Source organism: Actinoplanes sp. TFC3, from assembly GCF_001553785.1.
Classification (GTDB): domain Bacteria; phylum Actinomycetota; class Actinomycetes; order Mycobacteriales; family Micromonosporaceae; genus Actinoplanes.
The window spans coordinates 1,341,794-1,363,898 of the sequence record NZ_LOJP01000001.1 but is presented as its reverse complement, the minus strand read 5'-3'; the positions used below and the strand labels follow the sequence as shown (position 1 = coordinate 1,363,898).

At 65.1% G+C, this 22,105-nt stretch carries 20 protein-coding genes, 1 tRNA gene and 4 pseudogenes; 7 read left to right on the top strand and 18 right to left on the bottom strand.

Annotation, left to right across the window (positions count from 1 at the left end; all coding sequences use genetic code 11):
• The 5 genes and pseudogenes from TFC3_RS39100 to TFC3_RS40345 form a co-directional block, all read right to left on the bottom strand.
• Positions 1-803: pseudogene (locus TFC3_RS39100) on the bottom strand (RHS repeat-associated core domain-containing protein); the annotation flags it as partial.
• 339 nt (positions 804-1,142) lie between these two features.
• On the bottom strand, positions 1,143-1,490 hold the full coding sequence (locus TFC3_RS06130; protein WP_082772379.1) for a hypothetical protein: 348 nt from the start codon (positions 1,488-1,490) through the stop codon (positions 1,143-1,145).
• Between the two features lie 9 nt (positions 1,491-1,499).
• Positions 1,500-2,309: a polymorphic toxin-type HINT domain-containing protein gene (locus tag TFC3_RS40355; RefSeq protein WP_082772378.1), complete on the bottom strand. Its 810-nt coding sequence runs from the start codon at positions 2,307-2,309 to the stop codon at positions 1,500-1,502.
• Positions 2,310-2,935: 626 nt separating this feature from the next.
• Positions 2,936-3,214 (bottom strand): annotated as a pseudogene (locus TFC3_RS40350) (RHS repeat-associated core domain-containing protein); the annotation flags it as partial.
• A 257-nt stretch (positions 3,215-3,471) separates the two neighbouring features.
• A pseudogene (locus TFC3_RS40345) lies at positions 3,472-3,555 on the bottom strand (hypothetical protein); the annotation flags it as partial.
• 559 nt (positions 3,556-4,114) lie between these two features.
• On the opposite strand from TFC3_RS40345, the gene TFC3_RS06120 reads away from it, so the two are divergent.
• Positions 4,115-5,680: a LamG domain-containing protein gene (locus TFC3_RS06120; RefSeq protein WP_067496762.1), complete on the top strand. Its 1,566-nt coding sequence runs from the start codon at positions 4,115-4,117 to the stop codon at positions 5,678-5,680.
• Positions 5,681-6,614: 934 nt separating this feature from the next.
• Here TFC3_RS06120 and TFC3_RS06115 read toward each other — a convergent pair.
• Positions 6,615-7,136, bottom strand: coding sequence for an SRPBCC family protein (locus TFC3_RS06115; protein WP_236718006.1), 522 nt, complete (start codon positions 7,134-7,136; stop codon positions 6,615-6,617).
• Between the two features lie 363 nt (positions 7,137-7,499).
• On the opposite strand from TFC3_RS06115, the gene TFC3_RS06110 reads away from it, so the two are divergent.
• The 3 genes from TFC3_RS06110 (at position 7,500) to TFC3_RS38665 (ending at position 9,739) form a co-directional block, all read left to right on the top strand.
• Positions 7,500-8,060 (top strand): RNA polymerase sigma factor, encoded by a 561-nt coding sequence (locus TFC3_RS06110; RefSeq protein WP_067506071.1) that lies wholly within the window; start codon positions 7,500-7,502, stop codon positions 8,058-8,060.
• On the top strand, positions 8,057-9,136 hold the full coding sequence (locus tag TFC3_RS06105; RefSeq protein ID WP_067496751.1) for a CU044_5270 family protein: 1,080 nt from the start codon (positions 8,057-8,059) through the stop codon (positions 9,134-9,136). The genes TFC3_RS06110 and TFC3_RS06105 overlap by 4 nt, the downstream gene beginning before the upstream one ends.
• A gap of 126 nt (positions 9,137-9,262) precedes the next feature.
• Complete coding sequence (locus tag TFC3_RS38665) at positions 9,263-9,739, top strand: hypothetical protein (RefSeq protein ID WP_201787120.1); 477 nt, start codon at positions 9,263-9,265, stop codon at positions 9,737-9,739.
• A gap of 1,589 nt (positions 9,740-11,328) precedes the next feature.
• Here TFC3_RS38665 and TFC3_RS36775 read toward each other — a convergent pair.
• From TFC3_RS36775 to TFC3_RS06085, 3 genes are read right to left on the bottom strand one after another with little or no spacing between them, the layout of a single operon-like run.
• Positions 11,329-11,682: a hypothetical protein gene (locus TFC3_RS36775; RefSeq protein ID WP_153040112.1), complete on the bottom strand. Its 354-nt coding sequence runs from the start codon at positions 11,680-11,682 to the stop codon at positions 11,329-11,331.
• Positions 11,683-11,699: 17 nt separating this feature from the next.
• Positions 11,700-12,047, bottom strand: coding sequence for a winged helix-turn-helix domain-containing protein (locus TFC3_RS06090; protein ID WP_067496743.1), 348 nt, complete (start codon positions 12,045-12,047; stop codon positions 11,700-11,702).
• Positions 12,047-12,505: an SRPBCC family protein gene (locus tag TFC3_RS06085; RefSeq protein WP_067496740.1), complete on the bottom strand. Its 459-nt coding sequence runs from the start codon at positions 12,503-12,505 to the stop codon at positions 12,047-12,049. The genes TFC3_RS06090 and TFC3_RS06085 overlap by 1 nt, the downstream gene beginning before the upstream one ends.
• A 54-nt stretch (positions 12,506-12,559) precedes the next feature.
• On the opposite strand from TFC3_RS06085, the gene TFC3_RS37800 reads away from it, so the two are divergent.
• Entirely contained in the window at positions 12,560-12,775 is a 216-nt protein-coding gene (locus tag TFC3_RS37800) for a hypothetical protein (RefSeq protein ID WP_067496738.1), read from the top strand.
• Positions 12,776-13,405: 630 nt separating this feature from the next.
• On the opposite strand, the gene TFC3_RS06075 is transcribed toward TFC3_RS37800, so the two are convergent.
• Complete coding sequence (locus tag TFC3_RS06075; RefSeq protein WP_067496735.1) at positions 13,406-14,278, bottom strand: helix-turn-helix transcriptional regulator; 873 nt, start codon at positions 14,276-14,278, stop codon at positions 13,406-13,408.
• Positions 14,279-14,364: 86 nt separating this feature from the next.
• Between TFC3_RS06075 and TFC3_RS06070 the strand changes: the two genes are divergently transcribed.
• Positions 14,365-15,123: an SDR family NAD(P)-dependent oxidoreductase gene (locus tag TFC3_RS06070; RefSeq protein WP_067496731.1), complete on the top strand. Its 759-nt coding sequence runs from the start codon at positions 14,365-14,367 to the stop codon at positions 15,121-15,123.
• Between the two features lie 5 nt (positions 15,124-15,128).
• Here TFC3_RS06070 and TFC3_RS06065 read toward each other — a convergent pair whose 3' ends face one another.
• Genes TFC3_RS06065 through TFC3_RS06055 form a run of 3 tightly spaced genes read right to left on the bottom strand, consistent with a single transcriptional unit; the run spans position 15,129 to position 17,235 of the window.
• Positions 15,129-15,776, bottom strand: a complete 648-nt coding sequence (locus TFC3_RS06065) for a response regulator transcription factor (RefSeq protein ID WP_067496728.1) — start codon at positions 15,774-15,776, stop codon at positions 15,129-15,131.
• Positions 15,773-16,879, bottom strand: a complete 1,107-nt coding sequence (locus TFC3_RS06060) for a sensor histidine kinase (RefSeq protein WP_067506068.1) — start codon at positions 16,877-16,879, stop codon at positions 15,773-15,775. The genes TFC3_RS06065 and TFC3_RS06060 overlap by 4 nt, the downstream gene beginning before the upstream one ends.
• The gene (locus tag TFC3_RS06055) at positions 16,876-17,235 is read right to left on the bottom strand and encodes a hypothetical protein (RefSeq protein WP_082771875.1); all 360 of its coding nucleotides are present in this window, start codon (positions 17,233-17,235) and stop codon (positions 16,876-16,878) included. Before TFC3_RS06055 ends, TFC3_RS06060 begins: the two co-directional genes overlap by 4 nt.
• A gap of 241 nt (positions 17,236-17,476) precedes the next feature.
• On the opposite strand from TFC3_RS06055, the gene TFC3_RS06050 reads away from it, so the two are divergent.
• On the top strand, positions 17,477-17,686 hold the full coding sequence (locus TFC3_RS06050; RefSeq protein WP_236718005.1) for a hypothetical protein: 210 nt from the start codon (positions 17,477-17,479) through the stop codon (positions 17,684-17,686).
• 106 nt (positions 17,687-17,792) lie between these two features.
• On the opposite strand, the pseudogene TFC3_RS40340 reads toward TFC3_RS06050, so the two are convergent.
• From TFC3_RS40340 to orn, 5 genes and pseudogenes are all read right to left on the bottom strand, one after another.
• Positions 17,793-17,837 (bottom strand): annotated as a pseudogene (locus tag TFC3_RS40340) (hypothetical protein); the annotation flags it as partial.
• A gap of 387 nt (positions 17,838-18,224) precedes the next feature.
• On the bottom strand, positions 18,225-19,544 hold the full coding sequence (locus TFC3_RS06045) for an MFS transporter (protein ID WP_173745301.1): 1,320 nt from the start codon (positions 19,542-19,544) through the stop codon (positions 18,225-18,227).
• Positions 19,545-19,591: 47 nt separating this feature from the next.
• On the bottom strand, positions 19,592-20,305 hold the full coding sequence (locus TFC3_RS06040) for a hypothetical protein (RefSeq protein ID WP_067496722.1): 714 nt from the start codon (positions 20,303-20,305) through the stop codon (positions 19,592-19,594).
• A gap of 163 nt (positions 20,306-20,468) precedes the next feature.
• A tRNA-His gene (locus tag TFC3_RS06035) sits at positions 20,469-20,544 on the bottom strand.
• 124 nt (positions 20,545-20,668) lie between these two features.
• Complete coding sequence (gene orn, locus TFC3_RS06030) at positions 20,669-21,259, bottom strand: oligoribonuclease (protein ID WP_082771873.1); 591 nt, start codon at positions 21,257-21,259, stop codon at positions 20,669-20,671.
• Positions 21,260-22,105 lie beyond the last annotated feature (846 nt).

The window sequence follows — 22,105 nt, the reverse complement described above, 5'->3', positions numbered from 1 at the left end:
TAGTCGACTTTGGCCTCCGCTGCGAGAGCGTCCTTGGCTGAGGTTTTGTTGCCGGCACCGTTGTAGGTGTAGCTGGAGCTGTTGCTTTGCGTGTCGATGGATGAGGACGGTTGGAAGTTGGCCGTCGGGTTCGTTGAAGTAGCCGCGTTGGCGTACGCCGCGGATGCGCTGGCTCCGGTCGGTGACGCCGACTTGGTCATGGACTCGCCGGCGTTGGCGCCGAAGGAGTTGGTCACCGTGCCGCCCTCTGGCGACTGCGAGCTCGCGACATCACCGAACGGCGTGTAAGTGTCGTTGCGTTCGTTGCCTTCCGGGTCGACGGCCTTGGTGACACGCTCGTCGTCGTCGAGTGTGTACGTGGTGTGCGGTACCGACGTCACCGGCTGCGAGATGTCCTGGCGCGGGTCGGCGACGTCGGTGCGGGTGGAGCTGGTGTAGGCGAATCGGGTAACCGAGCCCTGTCCGCTGGCGTTGTCGGTGACCTGGTTGACCGAGGTGACCCGGTGCTGGCCGTCGTAGGTGATCAGCACGTAGGTGTCGGTCTTGGTGGTGATCTTCGTGAGGTCACCATTGGCGTTGTAATCGAACATCACCTTGCGCGGTGTCGCGCTTTGGATGGTCTGCAGCCGGCCCGAGCTGTCGTAGGCATACGTGGCTTCGCGGGAGCTGTTGTCCAAGCCGACCTGACGATACTTGCTGATTTTTCCAGCGGTGTAGGACACAGCTACGGTTTTGCCGGAGCCGACGCCCTTGTCGGCGGTGATGCCGCTCCGCTGCGAGCCGTTCCAGGTGTAGTTTGCCAACCATTTCGCACATCGTCAATGAGCGAAAATCCAATGTTTTACAGAACGACAACGCATCCCATCGCGAGGACTAATGTTAACTATTGAATGAAGTGTCAATCCCAATCGATACCAGTTATTACCGCGTCGACGAAAACCCTCGGCGGAAAACCTTCCCGCCAAAAGAACCGTGAATCGCTCCCTCACGCTCATCGAGTACTCCCGTTTTAAAGAATTGATGTTTCCCAATTTCAAAGATCGGCTAGCAGCAACGATGACAGCAACCGGCACACAAGCCGAGGCTCACAGACGCACGAAAGTAGTCACAATCACCGCCACTCAAGCGCAGTTAACGAATGTCTAGTCGGCCCTATTCTCTATCCGATCAGCCTGACTCTGCAGTTCATACGCATAAACATCCCAATCAGGGCCGAACGACAAAAGATCCGCCGCCGCCTCGCGCAGGATATCCACGTCGGTAGGACGCTGAAGGCAGGCCAGCCTAAAAGCCAGGTTCCGAGCCCACGGCGGCATTGCCATCCAGTCTTCAGCAGCAATTTCACGTAGGACGAATAAAATCTCATCAGCTGGAGCAAAGGTAACTCGCTCGACAAATGTCCGCATCGCACCGACCTTGTCGTTCGGGTCGCCTTCTTGGCTGGCCGCAATCAGTTTCCTGGCAGCTACCTCGAGGTCGTGCACCGGCATCACCGCACCTCACTCCCAGCTGTGGTTCCAGTAGGTTGGAACGTTGAATGCACCATCGGGCGTGTTGGTCACACGATACCCAATCTTGGCACCACCCACGCTGACATACCTTTCGAGGGGCCCCCTGAAGCCCGACGTCCCTGGAACGGGAACTTGACCGCCGCTAGCCCTGAAGGCGTTCACGTCACGAGCAATCGCAGTCTCAACTCGATCTGCCGTCAATGTCGTGGTTCGAAGGTCGTTCATTCCGCTAGGTCCTTCATGAGCGCGATTGAACCCATGCCCAGTATTGAATCTCCAAGTCTCACCATCGATTTCTGCGGTACGCCGAAGGTCGAGTCCTGCACCCTTCGAAGAAAAATTGATGCATCCACCGGTGTTATGCACGAGGACCGGCGTGTTGCCAGCGAGCACATAGTACGTGTGGATGTTCGCAACCGTGAGGTTGTACATGGCCTTGCGGCCCTCGAACCGATGAACAACCCTGACGGCGACTGGACCATATGGCACCGGGGCGCCCAGCGCGTCACGGCGATGGAGGTCTCCGGCGTTTACCCATTGGTGTTTTGCTGGGCTCCAGAATGGGTGTTCCTGGGTGGTGTGTACCACGGCCGTATGACCGTTGGTGGCGCTGACCGTGAGATCAACCAATTCGGTGTCGGCGTTGACGTGCAGATCCGTGACTTCTTGCTCGCTCGTCTTACCTGTTTCAGGATGCTGGCGCGCACCTTGTCGCCAACCTGGACTTCGGAGATTGGCTTGGTGGTGCCGTCTGCCATGAGGACGCGGGTTTCCGGCGAAAAACTGTTCCCGACGCAAGCGGTTTTAACGCCCGCGGCCATGTCGTCGAGCGCGTCAAAGCTCTCCATCGAGAGACGTGACCCGGCGAGTAGTCGGCCGGCGGCGCTGGGCGACGCGCCATCGCTGTTGGAGACGACGTCTTGCATTCGGTCGGCATAGTCGCAGCCCAGAAAGCAGCCCCGCGCCTTGTCTCCCAAATGCTTGACGGACTCATGGACCGAGCTGGCGTAAGCGCCCTGACATAGGAATGCGATCTGCTGGCATGCAAAATCCATCATGTAGAGGGCTTTCGCATCGTCGTTCATGTAATACCAGTCGGCGCCCCATGCTTTGCGATAGGAGTAGTACCCCGCGTTCATCTGCGCGGCAAATTTGTAGACGTCCTCTACCTGGTCGTTGGTGATGGTGACGCCAGCGACTTCGTAGCTGCCGGTGCCGGTGCTAACCACGTCGACAGGCTTCCCGCTGCCGCTGCCGCTACCGCTGCCGCTGCCGCTGCCGCTGCCGCCCGTACTGCCGCTGTTCGGCTTATCAGTGCCTTTGTTGACATTGCCCGTGCCGCCGCCAAGGACAGCGCCGCTGGTGGGATTGAAGCGGATACCATTGCCGGATCCGTTGCCGGTGTCACCGGCCAGGCCGGTGGGGTCGGACAGTGTGATGGGATTGTCGCCTGCATAGGTGTAGCCGCCGAGTTGTGCCGGGTCAGCGACTTCCAGCAGGGGGTCGGCGCTGATGAAGCGGCCGATGCTGGGGTCGTACTTGCGGGCGCCTAGGTCGGTGTAGCCGGTACTGACGTCTTTGGCCGCATGAAGGTATCCGCGGGTCGGGTCCGGCCACAAGGTGGTGTTATTGCTGGCCCGGTTCTCGCCATATGGCTTGGACTGCTGCCGGGAGACTGCTTGGGTGGTGGTGTCGATCGACATACCGGCGGTGCCGTGCTGGTCGCCGAACAGGTAGTGGGTGCCGCCGCCGGGCAGCGTGGAGCGGACGGCGACTGAACTGGCGCCGTGGCTGTAAGTACGGACAGCGCCGAGTGCGACTGGGGGGGGTTGGCAGCGGTGTTGACGACGATTTCGGTGTCGCCCACGAAGAGGCTGGTGCGGCTGGGATCGCGTCGGATCAGCTGGTTACCGTCGGCGTCGTAGAGGTACTTGGTGGTTCCGGCGTTGGCGCCGGTCGAGGTTACCTGGGCCAGTGAGCCTTCGTTGTTCCACTTCAGGGTCTGGTTGTTGCCGTTGGTGGCGGTTCGGGTCAGCAGGTTACCGGCAACGTCGTAGACGAACGTGGTGGGATCGCTGCCGCCCTTGGTTGCGGTGAGGGTGTGCGGTTGTGTGCCTGTGCCAGCTCAGCGACAAACTAACCACCGTCCTCTCCACCGACGAATACGGCAACCGCTACCCGGTCCGGACCGGCGTGCTCAACCAGGGAAGCAGCAGCTGGAACAACAAGGTCCTACTCCCCCGAATCGCCAACACGCTGTACCCGCAAAACTCCTACGGCCTTGTCGACCGGGAGATCCTGAACCAGACCAACGCCCGCATCGTGCTCATCTCGGCCGGTAGCAGTGATCTGCTGACGTGCACCGACTCCGCCAGCACCTGCGCAGATGCGGTCAACACCAAACTGAACACCCTCGCCGGACAACTGCAGCAATACTCCACTGACGACGCACTCGACTACGCGGTCAGCCTGCCCACCTCCAACCGCAACCTCAAGGTGTACGTCGCCACATTGCCCCCGTTCACCGTCACCCACACCGCCGCCAGGAAAGCGCGCGACAACTCGTCAACGCCCACATCCTCGGCAACGGCGGCCCGGCAACCATGGAGGGCTACGCCGACGGGGTCATCGACTTTGCCGCCGCAGTCTCCGACGACGGCACCGCAACAGGCGCCGCGGTCAAACCCGAAGCCCTGGACACCGCGCCCGACGGCACTAAATCACCAAACAATCTCTACTACGAAACCCTCGCACAGCAGTACGTCCTGGACTCCGACAGCGTTGACGGCATCACCGGCGACGGAGAGGTCACCGGCGGCGACGACTTGTACCCGGTCGCCGAGTGGGCACTGAACGCCACGGGTGCTGACACCGGTGCCGGCACCGGGGATCCTGCCGCGCCTGCCTACCATGACGCGGCACTGACCGACGTAAGCTGGTCGCCAGGCCAGCAGGTCGACTACCAGGCCGGGAAGTTCAACGGCTCCAGCAGCTACGCCGACCTGGCGCTGCCGCTGAACACCGCGCGCAGCTTCACCGTGGCGGCCTGGGTCCGAGTGACCGACAAGTCGGCTGACCGGGTCATCCTCACCCGCAACGCCACCGGCAATGCCTCCATGACCTTCCAATACCGCAAATCCGACGACAAGTGGGTCGTCGTCATGCCCTCAGCAACCAGCGGGGACAACATCGCGATGCCCACCGCCATTTCCGACGCGGTAGCAAAGACCGGCGTCTGGACGCATCTCGCGGCCGTGTACGACGCCTCCGTCAACAGCCTCGACCTGTACGTCAACGGCGACTCCCAGACGGGCGCGGACGCCGTCACGCCCTTCAACGACCCAGACGGAGCAACATGGCTCGGCCGCAGCCGCAGCAACTGGTTCGCCGGCGACATCACCGACGCCCGAGTGTGGGTACGCGCCCTCGGAGACGCCGAGGTCCAGGCCGAGGCACGACCGGCCACGCCCATGGTGAACTGGCAATTCGAGGACCAGAGCCTGCCCACCACCGCGACCGACTCCTCCCCCCGCTCTGACGCCGATTTGCTCGCTCCAGGAACGTTCAGCGGAGGCGTGACCTACAAGCAGGAAGGGCACCCCAGCCCCGACGGCGACTCCGGCGGCATCGACACCGACCGCGGCGCGATCACCCTCGACGGTACGACCGGTGCCGTGTCCACCCGAGCACGAGTCCGCACCGACCAGTCATTCACCGTGGCCAGCTGGGCCCGGATCACCAACACCACCCGAGACCAGACCACCATCAGCCAGTACGGCACCCACGCCAGCGGCTTCCAACTGGGGTTCGGCACCACCTGCAAGTGCTGGAAAGTCTCGCTCCCCGCCACCGATGCCGCGAATCCCACGACTATCACTGTTCAATCCACAACCGCCGCGGCGATCAACACGTGGACACACGTCGCCGCGGTCTACGACGCCGGCGCTGGAACACTCCAGTTATACGTCAACGGAGTCGGCACCGCAGCCGCACCAGTCCCAGCACGGACCTGGAACGCAACCGGCCCATTCACCACCGGTCGAGCTCTGCGCAACGACGCCGCCGCCGAATACTTCGCCGGCGACATCGACGACGTCTACGCGTACCAGCAAGCACTCACTACCGACGAAGTCGACAACCTCCGGCGTAAAGAAGCTCCACAAGGCTGAGACGGCCCCACAATGCGGCGGCCATCCGAAACCCCGGGTGGCCGCCGCATTGAACTTATCCGGTTTGGGCAAAGCTCCTCGAACACGATCGATTGGTCATGAGAGGAAGCACCTGTGGCCGCACTGAAAATTATCCCGACGCGCACAGAGCATGAGTCGTGCATTTTCATCGCGAGTCGGACTCGAGGCCGACAGTCCGCCAGCTGCAAGGGGTCGTTCAAAAAGCGGGAATAAACAAGATCCTCAAGCTGGTGACAGAAGTGATTCTCTGCCATTCCGGGTCATGCCAAATGAACATAATTTGTGCGCTTTTAACTCGGCAAATCAGAGCACACGATCGCCACCGGCCGGGGCGTACAACGATGAGGCGCACCTGGCGTTGCGCAAATTAGCTGCCGCGTGATTGATGTGAGATCTCTTAATCCGCGGGTTGTAGGTTCAAGTCCTACGCGGCGCACCGGTAATCACGGTCCTGAACAGGCTTTCTACGTCTGGTCATGACCGTTTTCTGTCCCCTGTTGATCTGGAGACGCCGACAGCCCCCGGCAGGGCCCGATATTGGCCGTCATTGTCATCGCTCAGTGACCCGGATCATGTGCTATGTCTGCTTCGTTCGCCGCCACTTCTGCGCGACTGCTGGCGCTGTCAAGCGCCATCGGCCTGAGAGCGCAAGGCGTTCTCTTACGCGGAGGCCAGCAGCTACCGCACGAAGCACGTCACGGACTGCCATACGGGAAGTTATGTGACGAACGGATTGGTACGGCCGCAGCGCTCATGGCGTAGACCCTCGAGGCCACGGTCCCCTGTTCAGCGCTTCTGTCAGGGATGGAGCGTTGGACACCAGGAGACGCTGTTTGCGCAGTTGAAGCGTCCTTCTCAGGGAGTCCGGCTCCGGTCGTACCACCAGTAGATAAGTAGCCGATGAGCGTGCGTTTTACTGTTCCGCCGTGTTCTGCTCTACGACTTCTTTGATTTCTTGGATTCCCCGCTCGACGCGGCCTTGCACCACCTCGGCCATGGCGTGCGGGAGAACATCGGTGAGCCAGACGAGCCGACTGCGCTTTCCCTCTTCGAAAACTTGGAACGCCGCGTGGTGATAGGTCAGCGGCAGTCGCTGCCCTGCGGTCACCGTGTACGCCATCCTGCGAATGTCATGATCGATCGCCAGAATCAGCTCGCGCACCTGCGCCCCGTCCGGCATGGTCAGGATGCGGACGTCTCCCTCGACGCGGGCATCCGCCACCCGGCCTGGCAACAGCCGCTTGTGTACGGCACCAACGTCGGCAACAACCTCCCAAACCTGGCGTGCCGGGACATTGATGATGGTCTCGACGCAGACCGTAGCCATGACTGACACATTCTTCTTGACGCGGCGGCAATGCCGGCCGCAGCAGCGTATCGGTTCCTGATCACCCGACCAGCCGAAGGTGGACGCCCACCAGGTCCAGCCGAACATCCGCTCATGCCGCGGACAACCGGACGGTGGATCGCCGGGTATGCATCAAGGGGGCAGGTCGATGATGACCAGGAGGTGTGGGTGCGGCGGTGCTCTTTCCGCGTGGGACTCGATGATGAGTTTCCACGGTCGAGCAGGCCGCGGCCGTCGTGGCGAGGAGGGTTCGGCGGTTGGTCAGGATGTGCCCTGCGGCTTGGCGTCCTCTTCGATCTGCGCTGCCGAGACCCGGGCGGCGACAGCGTATCGGACCTCGCCCACCGGTTCGGTGGTGGTATGTGGTCGGCGTGCGAGAGGTCACGAGGGCAGTGAAGGCGTTGAAGGCTAACGGGCACTAAGAGCCGTGACTATCCAATGGACCCACCCATGGTGCTGATCAAGTCGCGCGACGTACCGACCGACCGGTTCACCGACCTGTTCGACAAGTATCACGCAGAGATCTATCGGTACGTGGCCGGCCGGTTGAGCCCGTCCCACGCCGATGACCTCGCTGCCGAGACGTTCCTGGTGGCGTTCCGCAAGCAGAGCACGCTGAACGACGCCGGACAGGTACGCGCCTGGCTCTACGGCATCGCCACCAACCTCATTCGCCGGCATCACCGCGACGAGGAGCGCCGCTACCGCGCCATGGGCCGCGCCGGCTCGCACCCCGAACCCGCCGAGAACGACCACGAGCAGATCATCTCGCGGGTGGCGGCCGGCGTCGTCCACCGTGAGCTCGCCGCCGCCCTGCGGGACCTGAAACCGGGTGACCGGGACGTACTCCTTCTCGTTGCCCTTGCCGACCTTGGCTACGCGGAGGTGGCTGTTGCCCTTGGTATTCCCGAGGGCACCGTCGCTTCTCGGTTGAACCGCGCCCGCAAGACCGTACGTGCCGCGTTGGGCGGCGTCGACCCCACCTGCGACCCTTCAGGAGCCACCCGATGAACGAAGACCTTCAGCTCGTCCGTGAGCTGCTCGAGGCGCCCCTGCCGACACCCCAAGTGACTTTCCAGGCGCGAAACAGGCTCACCACGGCAATGGAACGACGCTCGAAACGCCGTACGATTCGTGCGGCCGTTGCCGGTGGCATCGTGACCGTGACGGCCGCGGTGCTGGCGTTCGCTGTCGGGCAACCGGACACGACGCCCCGCAATACCCAGGTGGAGGCGGTGACCCCGGCGAAGCAGCCGGGGGCGCACGACTTCCTGCTGGCCGCAGCCACCACGGCCGGTGCGGAGAAGACCGGCAGGTACTGGCACACCGAGACGGTCGTCCTCCGCGGGCCGGTGCGCGTCCAGGGCTACGACCTGGCCAGCCGGGCCGTCATCGAATACTGGCTCGCCAAGGATCCGCAGGACGCCAGCTGGGTCGGACAGCGGGACCTGGGGTACCGGCCGTTCTCCCCTGATGACACGGCCAAGTGGGCGGCGGCCGGCAAGCCGACCACCTGGACCGTCACCACGGACAATGCGGCTGGTCACCGCACGCTGCGTGCGGCCCCGGGCAGCGCCACCCTGGAGACTATGTCCGCCTCGATGTTCCTGCAGAGTCTGGGCGGCTTCGACGCGATCGAGGTGAACGCGCTGCCGACCAGCCCGGCCCAGCTGAGGAAGCTGTTTCAGGACCGGATCGTCGAGCGCGCCACCGCTGCGCTTCCGGGCACGGCCGCCGGGGATGCGAACCTCTTCCGGGCTATGACCGACCTGCTGGTGCAGGTTCCGGCAGTGCCCGCCGTACGCGCCGCGGCGTTCGAGGTGATCGCCGATCTGCCCGGCATCACGATCCAGGAACACGTCAAGGACGCGGAAGGCCGCGACGGTGTCAGGATCACCCTGCTGCAGAACGGCTCCAGCGTCAGCCAGGTGAACTCCATCGTCCTGGATTCCGCGACCCACCGGGTTTTTGCCCGCGGTTACGACGCCAAGGCCGCGGACAGCGGAGATGCGGTCAAGTCCGGCAACGAAACCTTCCTGACGATCGGGTGGACCGACGCGAAGCCGTCGGCGCCCACCCGCTCCTGAGCCGGTAACGGTTTGCCGTTCTGAGTGCTTCCTACGCCGAGCCCGCTTATGTATGCAAGCGGGCTCGGCGTCGCGTTCAGTCCCGGTTGACTACGAGAGTCCGGCTACCCGTCCGGCGTCGGCGACGTGGGTGAGAAGCTCGTGATGTCGCCAGTCAAAGCACTGGGCGAGTCGGTGTTGCTCGACATGCGCCTCCGTGCGCGGACAGCCATCAGGGAAAAGGCCGCCCTGGTAGTCCTCTCCGGGGTGCAGGTCGGCGAGCCGCACTGGCATCGGGACCAGGTTTCCGCGGTGCTCGCGGCGGGCCAGTTCCACCACGTGCCCTCATGCGGGCCGAATCGGCAAGCCGTGCGCAAGATCAGGTGCACTGATCTGGCGCCGATAATGCGCAGTCGGCCGCGCGGCGGTGGATCCGGGGTTCGATTCACTAACATGTCGGCAGCCTGGGCGCTTCTCAACACCGGCCAGCACGTTCGGCAGGTCAACAAGATGGAGGCGCGACTCGGTGCGGCACAGGTCGAGGATCATTACAACACCGGACTGCGCTTTATCCACAGGCCAGCACAACGACCTTGCACGCCCCGGACATCGCGCGCAAGGTGAACAACGAAGTCGGACGAAGCCACTCCAGGCGGCGCCTGCGATACCACGGGTGCCGCACCAGCGATCCACACCGGACCCCCGAAGCCGGTAGTCGCCTCGCCATCTGCTCCATAACAAACTTTCTGGTACCAGGCGGCTGGCCACCGAGGTTCTCGATCAACGTGGGTGATAGGTCAGCAGGGCTTGTAAGGGGATCTTTTTGCCGTCAGGGTTGAGCCCTTGCCTTCGCCACCTTAACCGCCTCGGCCGCCACTTTCGCCGGCACCATTCCCCGGCTGCTCTGGCGTTTCCGGCGCTCACGTGGCAGGCCGGACGTGGATCTTGCTGTCCGCACGTCACCGTTCCTTTACCGCTACCGGCGAACGCGCCAGAACTGAAGCCCAGAATCGGGATGGGCAAAAGCATGACGATCGCTGCGAGGCGGGGCACCCGTCTCAGCATGGTTGATCCCCGATAACGAACTGGCCGATCTTCCACCCTGCGGCAGTGCGGTCAACTATGTCCACGATCGAGGCATCACTGAAGTGGGCGCCGACCCCACAATCAAGTCGGGCCACGACGCCGACCAGCAGGGTCGCAGCAGCATCAGGCGACTCGATGTGGTGTGATGGCGTTTTTCGGGGACAGAATGGTCCGCGTCCGAGCCTGCCCGGTGATTACCACATTCACGACTAATTCGAAGCGCCTCGAAACCTGACGCCATGTGCAGATGTGAGGCAAGGATGGCTAACCATCGGCTCTTGCCTCACATCTTCATGCGCCGTTGCGCAAATCCCTTGTGTTGCCATCATCAAAGACCATAAAATAACGGATGGCCGATTCTGGAAACATCCGTCAGTGGAATGATGACGAAGGCTGGGGAATCATCGATTCACTGGCAACCCCTGGGGGCTGCTGGGCGCACTTCAGTCACGCAGCGATTCCTGGTGTCTCCACTTTCACACGAGGTCAGCTAGTTTGGTTGGAATGGGAGCGCCCGGGACAGGACGGCTATCCCTATCGGGCAACCCGCTTTTGGCCGTCGGGCAGCGAACCCTTCAACAGAGCTTCTCGCCCCGGGAACGGCGGCGCTTATCGCAGCACCCTTACGCTGACATCCGACCCACAAGAGAATGCTTAGCCCTTAGCAGAAACTTATGCTACGGCCGACCGTTGTTCCGTTGGCCGTCCAAGCTCATCGGCCGTCGAAGCGATTGCGGGGGCGCCGGCCGGTCCGGCGCTCACGGAGTCCCTACCTCGGTAATCGACCAAGGCGACGACCGTGGCAACTACGGCCATCGACGAAGGCTATGACAGCGATCCACAAGGTTGATCGTCTCTTGCCGGGCGTGATCGGTTTTCGTCCGGCGAGATGCCATTTTCATTCCATAAAGAATTGGACAATTGGTCGGGATCCAGGAGGGAACTGCCCGGCTCGAAGTAGCGCTGCCCTACTCGCCGGATTCACCCCCGGGTTCGATCGAGGAAGAGGCAGGCATGGGACAGGTCATCATCGACATGGACCCGCACAAACGGTCCGCGGCCATCGGGGTCATCAACGACCGCGAGAAGGTCCTCGCGCAAGGCCGGACCAGCACCGACCGAAACAGCTACCAGACGATGCTCAAGCTTGGCCGGCAGCACAAGACCGGGTCTGGGCGGTCGAGGGCTGCAACGGCATCAGCAAACACCTCGCCCAGCGCTTGGTCGCCGTACGAACCGGAATCCAGCCCTTCCGGCAGGGCCAGGAGGCCCTGCCGGAGGTAGCTGTCCCAGATCGTCTCGTACGCGTGATCGCCCTGCGGATCTCCTCGGCGGTGTACTGCATCGGTGGGCGTGGCGTGCGTGCGGGCTCCTTTGTGGCGGAACAGCCCGCAGACACCATCGCGACGGCTGCCGGGGTGACCAGAGTGCGTCTCATGACCGTAAGGCGAAATGCCATATAGGTACGTACGGATATCCATGGCACTGAACGATCCGGTCAGCGCGTCTGGTCGCGTTGCAGCGTTTCCGCGATGTCCTTGATCCGGCGCAGCCGGGCGTCCCAGGCGGCACCGACCGACGCGAGCTGAGCGGCTGCCCGGGCGAGTCCGGCCTCGTCGACGACGTACCGCTTCTCCCGGCCGGCCGGCGTCGCGCGGATCAGGCCGGCTCGGCCCAGCACCTCGAGGTGTTTGGTGACCGCTTGCCTGCTGACCGGCAGGTGCTGGCTGAGGGTGGTCGCCGTGCCCGGGGCATCGACCAGCAGGTCGAGCAGGCGGCGCCGATTGGGGTCACCGACCGCCGACCAGAGGTCGTCGTCCACCGAACCTGTGAGCGCCGGGCCCATCATTTCAGCTGCAGACTCGCCACGTACGGCGCCAGGCGCGGCAGGAACAGGTCCCAGCCCTGCACGTGCTCCTGGTACATCTCCTGGGCCACTGCCGGCTGGCCGGCGAGTTCACGGAAGCCGGTCTCGGTGAAGTGCAGCAGGGTTCCGTCACCGGAGGGGCTCAACGTGAAGGTAACCAGCAGTGAGTTGCCCTCCACCGCGCTCGTCCCGGTCGGATGCGTCCAGCGGAACGAGAACATATGCGGCGGTCGCGCCTCAACCACCGTGAGCGCCATGACCTTTCCGCCTGCGGCACAGTCGCCGAACGAAATCTCGCCAGTTGACCCCGCAACCACCTCGTACTGGGCGTTGTCGGGCCACCACCGCTTCACGTGCTCCGGGTTGCTCACCACCTCGAAGACGACCTCGGGTACCGCCTCGATGTACAGCTCCCGCTCGATGACACCGGTCTCCATCTGACCCTCCTGCAATGTTTGGTTGCACATGACAGTAGCGGCAGCGGACGCCACATGCAACAAAAGGTTGCGTTAGACCTCATCCGGGTCAGTGCGTCCATCGATGACAGCGGTACGAGCGCCGAAGGCTTCCACGACTATGTGTTCTTCGTCGTGCTCTCTGGCAGCGTGCGGATCAACAGTCGCGGGATCAGCAACAACACCGCCGGCGGGGACATCGCTTTCCTCTCGGGGCGCCGATCGAGTTCGCGATGCACGGCTTCGATGTGACCACCCTGCGGCTGCCGAGCGACCGGATGAAGCAGGTGGCCCAGGACCTGGCCCGCACCGTGGCCACCGCTGCTCTGCACGTCTTCCCGAACACGACAATGAACCGCCACCACGATCCAGGCCCGGGTACGCTCACACCGGCTGTGATCCGGCGCGCGGTGGCCCACATCGACGCCCACGCCCACCTGCCGCTGCAGCTCAGCGAGATCGCCGCGGCGGCCGGCACCAGCACTCGCGCGCTGCAGTACGGGTTTCGCCGCCGCGCACCGGGCTGCCTACGGCGTGCTGCTGGGCGAGACGCTACGAAGCTGAACTCTCGTCCGGCTCGTCTGCCCAGTGATTCGGACCGTGGCCTCCTCGGAGAACCGGCGGGCCAAATCCGACCGATCGCCCCAAGCCTCCGCGTCCTCGACCATCTGCGCAGCCCGTTGGGCGCCCGCGCAGCAAACGCGACACGCGCCTCCGTCTTCTCAACACTCGTCCTTCTCAACACTCGTCGTAGTGCGGCCGGATCCTGTGCTCACGAATCACATCGCGCCCCGCCGGACCGGCCGCAGTCAATGCCGATGGCATCCTCGTTTCGTTTCGGGGATCGGCAGTTCGCTCAGCGTCCCGCGCCACAGGTGCGCGTCATCGCCTGGGCTTCGTGGCCGCGGTGGTCGACGACGGCCAGTCGGTGCCGAGGACGTTGAGCAAGGCGAGGGCTTCAGCCGCGGGGGAATCGGGTGGGGCGGTGTAGAGGACCAGGTGCTGGTCGGTGTCGGTGATGTCCAGCGAGTCGCAGTCCACGGTTACCTCGCCGACAACGGGGTGGTGGAAGGTTTTGGTGAGCACCGGTGCGGGCTGGACATCGTGGCGTTGCCAGAGGCGGGCGAAGTCGGTGCTGCCGGCGATCAGCTCCTCGACCAGGCCGGTTACGGCTGGGTCGGTGGGATAGCGGGCGAGGGTTGCGCGCAGCTTCATGACAACGTGGTGACGGAACTCGGTGGCGTCGGAGATGCCGTAGATCGGGTGCTCTGGTCGTACCGGATGAAGGAAGGCTTTGCGGGCCAGGTTTCGATCTTCCGGGGTGCGCTCGGCGAAGTTTTCCATGAGGGCGGCGGCGAGGTCGTTCCAGGCGAGGACCTCGAAGGTCGCGGAGATCACGATTCCAGCGGTCTGCGGGAGGCGTTCCAGCAGCGCGAGGATGCTCGGGCGCACGTCGCGGCGATGCTGACCGGTACGGGTGGGCGCAGTGCCCGACAACACGTGCAGGTGCTCGGATTCCGCGTCGGTGAGCCGCAACGCGCCGGCGATCCCGGCCAGGACCTCGCTCGACGGACGCGGCGCGCGACCCTGTTCCAGCCGGACGTAGTACTCGGTGGAGATGTGCGCGAGCACGGCCACTTCCTCGCGGCGCAACCCGGGTGTCCGGCGGCGCGGACCCTCCGGCAAACCGGCATCCTGCGGCCGCAACCGCTCGCGCCGGCTGCGGAGGAAGGCACCGAGCTCCTGCTTGTTCATGGCCTCAGTGTGCCCGCTTTGCCGCCACGGATCCTGGTACCGCTTGTGCCTGTATCCGACTGTCCGGCGCCGCAACGCTGGGTGGCATGACACAGCTCCTGACCGGCAAGGTCGTTTTCATCACCGGCGCCAGCCGCGGCATCGGCGCCGCTGCTGCCGAACTGTTCGCCGAGGAGGGCGCCGCGGTCGTCCTCGCCGCCCGCAGCACCGACGCCCTTGATCGCGTCGTCAAGGACATCCGGTCGCACGGCGGGGTTGCCGATGCGGTGGCGCTGGACCTCGCCGACCGCGCCAGCATCCGCGCCGCGGTGGACCGCGTGGGCGACCTGCACGGCCGCCTCGATGGTGCCTTCAACAACGGCGCGGCGGGTCACCAGCCGGGGCCGCTCGACACCACCAGCGACGAGGACATCGACCTGCAGTTCGAGGTGAACTTCCGCGCGCATTGGGTCGCCATGAACGCCGAGGCCGCGCTGATGCGCCAGGGCGGCGGCGGGGCCATCGTCAACACATCGAGCATCGGTAGCCGGCGCGCAAATCCGGCGCTGCCCGCGTACGGCGCGATGAAGCGTGCGCTCAACAGCATCACCGAGACCGCCGCCGTGACATGGGCCGCTCAGGGCATCCGGGTCAACGGCATCACCCCGGGCGGTACGGCCACCGAGATGATCGAGGAGTGGGAGGCCGCGACCCCCGGCATCAAGGACAGCATCAGCGCGTCCTCGCCGATCGGGCGGATGGCCACGCCACGCGAGGTCGCCGAGGTGGCCGCCTGGCTGCTGAGCGACCGCGCCTCCATCGTGAACGGTGCGATCGTGCCGGTGGACGGCGGCGCCGGAGCCTGACTGTCTCAGCGGTCCACGGTGAGGCCGGCGCGGACGCCGATGACGACGAGCTGGGCGCGGGTGCGGGCGTTGAGCTTCACCATCGCCCGGCTCGCGTGGGTGCGCACGGTGGCCGGGCTCAGCGACAGTTCGCGGGCGATCTGCTCGTTGGTGTTGCCGGTGGTCACCCAGGCGACAATCTCGCGTTCCCGCTCGGTCAGCGTGTCGATGCCGGTGACGGCGCTGCCGGGCTGGCTGAACAACGCCACCACGCGCCGGGTCACCGACGGTGACAGCAGCGCCTCCCCGGCCGCGGCGACCCGGATCGCCCGGATGAGGTCGGCCGGGGCGGTGTCCTTGAGGATGAACCCCGCCGCGCCGGCCTGCAGCGCCTCGAAGATGTACCGGTCGATCTCGAACGTCGTCACCATGACCACGCGGGTGGCGGCGAGCGCGGAATCGGCCGCTATCGCTCGCAGGGCGGCCAAACCATCAAGGCCTGGCATCCGTACGTCCAGAAGCAGCACGTCCGGGCACACCTCGCGGACCACCCGCAGGGCGTCGTTGCCGGAGGCGGCTTCTCCCACCACGGCCAGGTCGTCCTCCCGCTCGATGAGCACCCGCAGGCCCATCCGCACCAGACCCTCGTCGTCGGCCAGCACCACCCGGATCACCCAGCACCGCCCACGGGCAGCCACACCGTCACCTGAAAACCGCCACCGTCCCGCGCCCCCGCCATGAACCGTCCCCCGGCCTTCTCGACCCGTTCCCGCAGCCCGGCCAGCCCCCGTCCGAGCCGCGTCGCCTCCACCTCGGCACCTCTCCCCCGATCACCGACCTGCACCAGCACCTCACCGTCCCCCGGCACCACCCAAACGTCCGCAATGGTCGGTCCGGCATGCCGCAAGACGTTAGTCAAGGATTCCTGAATCACCCGGTACGCCACCGCGTCGGCTTCCTCACCGAGAACCACCTCGGTCATCGACAGTTCCACCGGCAACCCGGCCACGCGAACCTCATCGACCAGAGCGCCAAGACCGGCCAGCCCGGCACGGTTGCGAGGATGAAAGGTGTCGAGCATCCCGCGCAGGTTCGCCAGCGACGCGTCACTGGTCGCCTTGATCGCCTCCAGGGAGGCGCGGGCCTGATCCGGTCGCTCGTCGAGCACCAGCAGGGCGATCTGCGCGTGCATCGCGGTCAGCGCGAACCCGTGCCCGGCCACGTCGTGGACCTCACCGGCCAGGCGTACCCGTTCGGCAGCGGCGGCGCGAGTCACCAGATCCCGCCGGGCCCGCTCGCGCGCCGCAGTCGTGACGTGTACCAGCGCGCCCAGCGACCAGGGCAGCACGACCCAGCCCGACCAGCCCAGGGCGAGCAGGAGCGGCTGGTGCAGCTCCGGTGTCGAACGCGCCAGCACTGTCGCCGAGGCCATCACCGCCGCGACCCCGCACGCGAGCGCCGACAGCCGCAGCGGCAGCCGCCGGGCCACCTCGAACATGGCGATCACCATGCAGAGCTGCACCGGCCCGTACGGGTAGCCGGCCAGCAGGTAGACGCTGACCGACACCATGGCCCCGGCCAGCGCCCAGATCGGCGAGCGGCGCAACAGCACCGTGCTGAGAGCGGCTGCTGTTACCAGCGTCAGCGCCCCGGCGTCGACGCTCTTGTCCTGCAGTGAGGCCACGTTGAGGGTGCCGGCTACGAGCACCGCCGCCAGCGCCAGGGCTGCGCTTGTGGTCTTCCCGGCTGTTGCCGCCGCTTGTTTGCGGGCTGTCACGTTGTGCGAGCCTGCCATCGCTGCCGCATTGCCACCACCCCGGTGACCGCGGCGAACAGCAGGCCGATTGACATCACCACGTTGCCGACGACGGTGCCCGCGTTGCTGGAGACCAGGTTCGGTGTCAGCTGGCCGGACGCCAACCCGCCGAACACGATCCACAGCGAGATCAGCACCGCGAACACCGGCGCCCACCAGAACCGGGCGGTAGCCACGACGAGAACCCCGAGCACCACGATGAAGATGATGCCCGGCGGGAACACGGGGAACTTGTCCGGCTCCGCGGCCCACTGGATCACCAGGCCGAGGACGCCAACTGCGAGGCCGTACAGCGAAAGTCTTGTAGTTGCATTCACGGCTCGACTATCCGTTGGCCGGGCCGGGTGGCGCGTCAGCCCGCAGGAGGCTGCGGCCTACGCAAACCTGCGTAGCCGGCGCACCTCGTTCCCCAGCCGTTCCACGTGGCCGGCAGCGCCGACCAGGAAGACGTCGAACGGAACGGCTCGCTGGCGGGAACTGGTGAACGGGTTGGACCATTGGATGGCGGTTTGGTGTGGTTGGCGGCGGCGGGTGGCGCAGGGGGCTACCGTGGGCAGGGTGATCGACCGGCCTGTGCCGATGCGCAAGTGCCCCCGCTGCGGGCACCTGGCGCGGGCGGACAAAATGGTCAAGGGCTTCGGCCGCGACTGCGCCACCCAGCTCGGCCTGGTCGGTAAGTCGGTGGACACCGGGCACACCGGGCCGGACCTGCTCGACCTGCTGCGCGACCAGGAACCCGACGACCACTGCGACGGCTGGGACAGGTGACGGGTCGGCCCGCGATCGGCTGCTGGGCTGCCTTCTCCTCGAACGCGGCTGCGGTCAGCGGTTCGGCATACAGGTAACCCTGCCCGTAGTCGTAGCCGAGCAACGTCAGTTCCGTGGCCTGCTCGGCCGTTTCGACGCCCTTGGCGACCATTTTTAGGTGCAGGGCCTAGGCCAACCGGCACACCGCTTCCGCGACCGCCGAACCTTCGGGGCCGCCGTTGAGCGCGGAGTCCACAGCAACCGGCCGCTCAGCACCAGCATGAAGGTGCGTGCCGCGGCGATCCACCTGGAACAGCTGTCCGTTGGGCCGGATCGCCCACCGATATAGACGATTGACACTCCATCGTTTACAGTCATCGACAACGCCGTTGCGAGTTCTTCCCCCGTGGAATTCGCAACGGTGTTCCTACGTTCCGGACCGGTCGTGCCGCCGGCAGCCCCGCTCGCCGCCGGGCCCTCTCGCGGCCAGGCCCTCTCGCCGCCGGGCCCTCTCGCGGCCGGGTCCTCTCGCCGCCGGGCCGTTCTGCCGGCCGGTCTTTCAGGGCCGGTCTATGTGGCTGGGGAGCCGGCGGTCGAGGGCGGTGATCAGCACGAGCACGACGCTGCCGCCGATCAGCGCGTTCGCGATCGAGTGCAGACCCGCGTCGGTCACCCCCTGCGCATAGCTCAAGCTGATCAAGCTTGAGGACAGGATCGCGCCCAGGTACGAGAAAGTGCGCATCAATCCCGCCGCCGTGCCCACGTCGTGCGCCGGGGACTGGACATACAGTGCCCCTTGGTTACCTACTGCCCCGAGGGACACGGTGAGACCGAACGCCACGGTTACTGTGAGGATGGCTGCTGTGGCCGTACCGATGGACATGAAACGCAGGGTGACGGCCACCACCAGCGCGACGAAGGCCGCGATGAGCAACGGCAAGCGAACCACATTGCGGCGCGCCACCGGAGCCGTGACCAGCGCCGACATGCCGGTCATGGGCAGCATGACGAGGCCCGCGAGCGCTGCGGAAAGGCCCTTGCCGTCCTGCAACCACTGGGTGACCCCATACATCAGCGAGTACATGACCAACTGCGTGCAAAGCTGACGAAGATAGGTACGGGTGAGCGCGCCGTTCGACCGCAACAATCGTAGATCTACAAGCGGTGAGGCAGCCCGCAACTCCCGCCACACAAGTGCCACGAGCAGAATTACGGCACCCGCGAGAACCAGCCATCTCGGGTGGTGGAGGGACAACAGGAAGCCGAGCAGGCAGGTGAATGTACCGGCAAAAAGCACCACGCCCGGCAGATCGATCCCACCGTCACCGGCCGCCGGTGCATCGGCAGGAATCCACCACCAAGCCATCAGGAAAGCCAGCACCGCAAACGGTATGTTGATGAGGAAAACAATTCGCCACCCCGCAGCGCCGACCAGCAGCCCGCCGAGCGGCAAGCCCAGGGCCACTGTCACCTGCCCCGCGATGGAAATGGCCCCCAGCACGCTTCCCGGCGCGGCGATGCCAAAGGCGCTGGCGCGCTGCCGGATCAGAAGCATGGCGGTTGGATAACCTGCGGAAGTTCCAATCCCGATGACCACTCGCGCAATGGTGAGCATGAGCAGGCTCTGACCGATGCTGCCAATGAGGCCGCCGAGCATGACGAGGCTGATGCCGGACAGAAAGACCCGGCGAGGACCATGTCGTCCGGCAATCCTGCCAAGCGTAGGTTGAGCGGTAGCACTGGCAACGTAAAGAACGGCAACAAGAACCGCGGTACGCCCCGCCGGAACGCGAAAATGAGCGGCAATCGGCACCAGCGCGGTAGCAATAATCGAGCTGTTCACCGGGTTCAAAGCCGACCCGACAATCAACGGCGTCATGAACCGCCACCCGAAGGCCTTCGAGGTGGTGGCTACAGCCGAAGAGGTCACGTTTTACCGTACGTCCGCAACTCCGCCCGTCGGTCTATCTCCTTGGTCACATGCCGCGTCGCCCTCTCATCAGTGCAGCAGGCGTTGGCCCAGTAGACCTGCCCGTCAGGCCCCACGCTGATCAGGGCAACCATAAGATCGTCAACCGCCGCCGGCCCCGAAGCGACCGCCTCCTGCACCGGCGTGCCCGCCTCCCCCGGTCGCAGGACGGTCTGAAAAGTCACCGGCGACGCTCCCACCGACGTCACAAAGACGGCCGATCCCGCGGTCCAATAAGAGCCGTCGTCGCCTTTCCGGGCACCAATGCCCCGCAGCCACGAATAGCGCTTCTCAGCCTCATCGAGAGCCCCATCCGACCCGGCACTGACAGCGTCGGGCTCGGCCGAAGTAACGGCGATGAACCCGGGCATGAAATGACTACGCTTATCCACCGCCACGAGCCGGAACGTGTTTTCTTTCTGCGGGTGCGGGGGCTGCGTCCAGCTGACTGTGCCCAGGAAGATCTGGTCGCCCTTTTCGGCTACGGCTGCGGTTGCCGGCTTGAGGGCTGCGTCGGCGGTAGCCTGATCTACTTGCCGGAGAGTGGCTTGGGCCTTTAGCGCCTCGGGTCCGTACGCGGGGCGGTTGTGCCACCAGCGCCAGGTGATAATGCCGCTTACGCCTAGAACGAGGATGGCTGCGGTTAGGGCGAGGCTTGCCCGTTGCTTCATGTTCGGCAGTAGACCATGTAGGGGGATGATTGGGTGCCCCGGGTCGGCTACGGGGCGCGTCGGATCGGGGCTTGGGCGATGCGATGGGTGGGCACGGCGGCCGCTTTTGCGTGGTGGACACGAAAAAGCCCGCTCGGGTGAGCGGGCTTTTTCCGTTGCTGCATGGGGTGATCGACGGGACTTGAACCCGCGGCCCCCGGGACCACAACCCGGTGCTCTACCAGCTGAGCTACGACCACCATGTTCTGTTTTCCGCGCTTCTTTCACGCGGCCCCACCGCGGAAGGAACTCCCGCAGCAGGTTCCGGGTAAGCATAGCGGCACCCCCGGCCCTCCCGTCGACCGGGTTACCGCCGGGCGCGCTCTAGAGCTCGGCGGCGATGGCTCGGGCCTCATCCACGTCGGGGCCGGGAAGCGGTACGAAGACCGTGCGGCGGTAGTACTCGAGCTCGCGGATGCTCTCACGGATGTCGGCGAGGGCTCGGTGAGCCAGGCCCTTTTGCGGCTGGCCGAAGTACACGCGGGGGTACCAGCGGCGGGCGAGTTCCTTGATCGAGGAGACGTCGATCATGCGGTAGTGCAGGAACTGGTCCAGCGCCGGCATGTCGCGGGCCAGGAAGCCGCGGTCGGTGGCGATGCTGTTGCCGCACAGGGGCGCGGTGCGAGGGTTGGGCACATACTGCTTGATGTACGACAGGACGGCCTCCTCCGCTTCCGCCATGGTGACAGTTGAGCGGCGCACCTCTTCGGTGAGGCCCGACTTGGCGTGCATGTCGCGCACCACCTCGGGCATGCCGTCCAGCGCGGCATCATCGGCGTGAATGACCAGGTCGACGCCGTCACCGAGCACGTTGAGATCGGGACCGGTGACGAGAGCTGCAACCTCGATCAGGGCGTCCTTGCCGAGATCAAGGCCGGTCATCTCACAATCGATCCACACCAGAAGATCAGCCACGGGGTCCAGCCTACGCGGTGGCCGGGAACGGTGCTGCGGGCTCTGCTCGTACCCCCTGATGGGGAGCCATGCGCTCAGCGCGACGAAATCACCCTGGATCGGGTGTATCACGGCTGGGGCTACCCAGTTCGCCCTCAACGTCTTAAACTGGTCTTAACGGACGAAGCCCCCCTTCGGTAACTCCGTTCCCCCGGTAAGGGCCCTCCACGTCGGCAGCGTGGAGGGCCCTTCGGCATTTCACGACGATGGCCGCTCCCCTCTGATCAGGGCGCGGCCATCGGTGGTTATTCGGTTCTCAGTTCTTGCCGGAGCCTTGGCCCGGTCTTAGTCCTTGCTGGGACCTCGGCCGGGACGGGGCGGCCGGGTCATTTTGATCGGCGATTCCATGCCCTCGGGATCTGGATCGGGGTTCGGCAGGCCGGCTGCGGTCATTCCTTTCCGGCGCCGGCGGGCTGCTCCGCCGCTGAGAAGTTCGGCTACTTCGGCTTTGTAGTTGCCGAGCAGTGAGCCGGTTCTGCGGGGCGGTGGGGGCTCGATCGGCTGGCTCGGGGTCGGCGCTTCCGCCTCCGCCTTTGGTTCGGCCTTTGGTTCCGCCTTTGGTTCGGCCTTTGGTTCGGCCTTTGGTTCCGCGTGCTTGGGCTGGGTTACCAGCGCTTGGGGCGCTTTGAGCGGTCCTGGCTCGGCGGGCTTGGCTACCGCGTGTGAGGTAGCTGCGTTCACCGGCTGTGGCGCTGTCGAATCAGGGTTACTGACCGGAGTCGGAGTGGGTGCGGCGTGGGGTTGGGTGCGCTGCTCCGCGATCTTGGTTTCCGGCTTTTCTGGGGACTCTGTGGTTGAGGCCGGGGC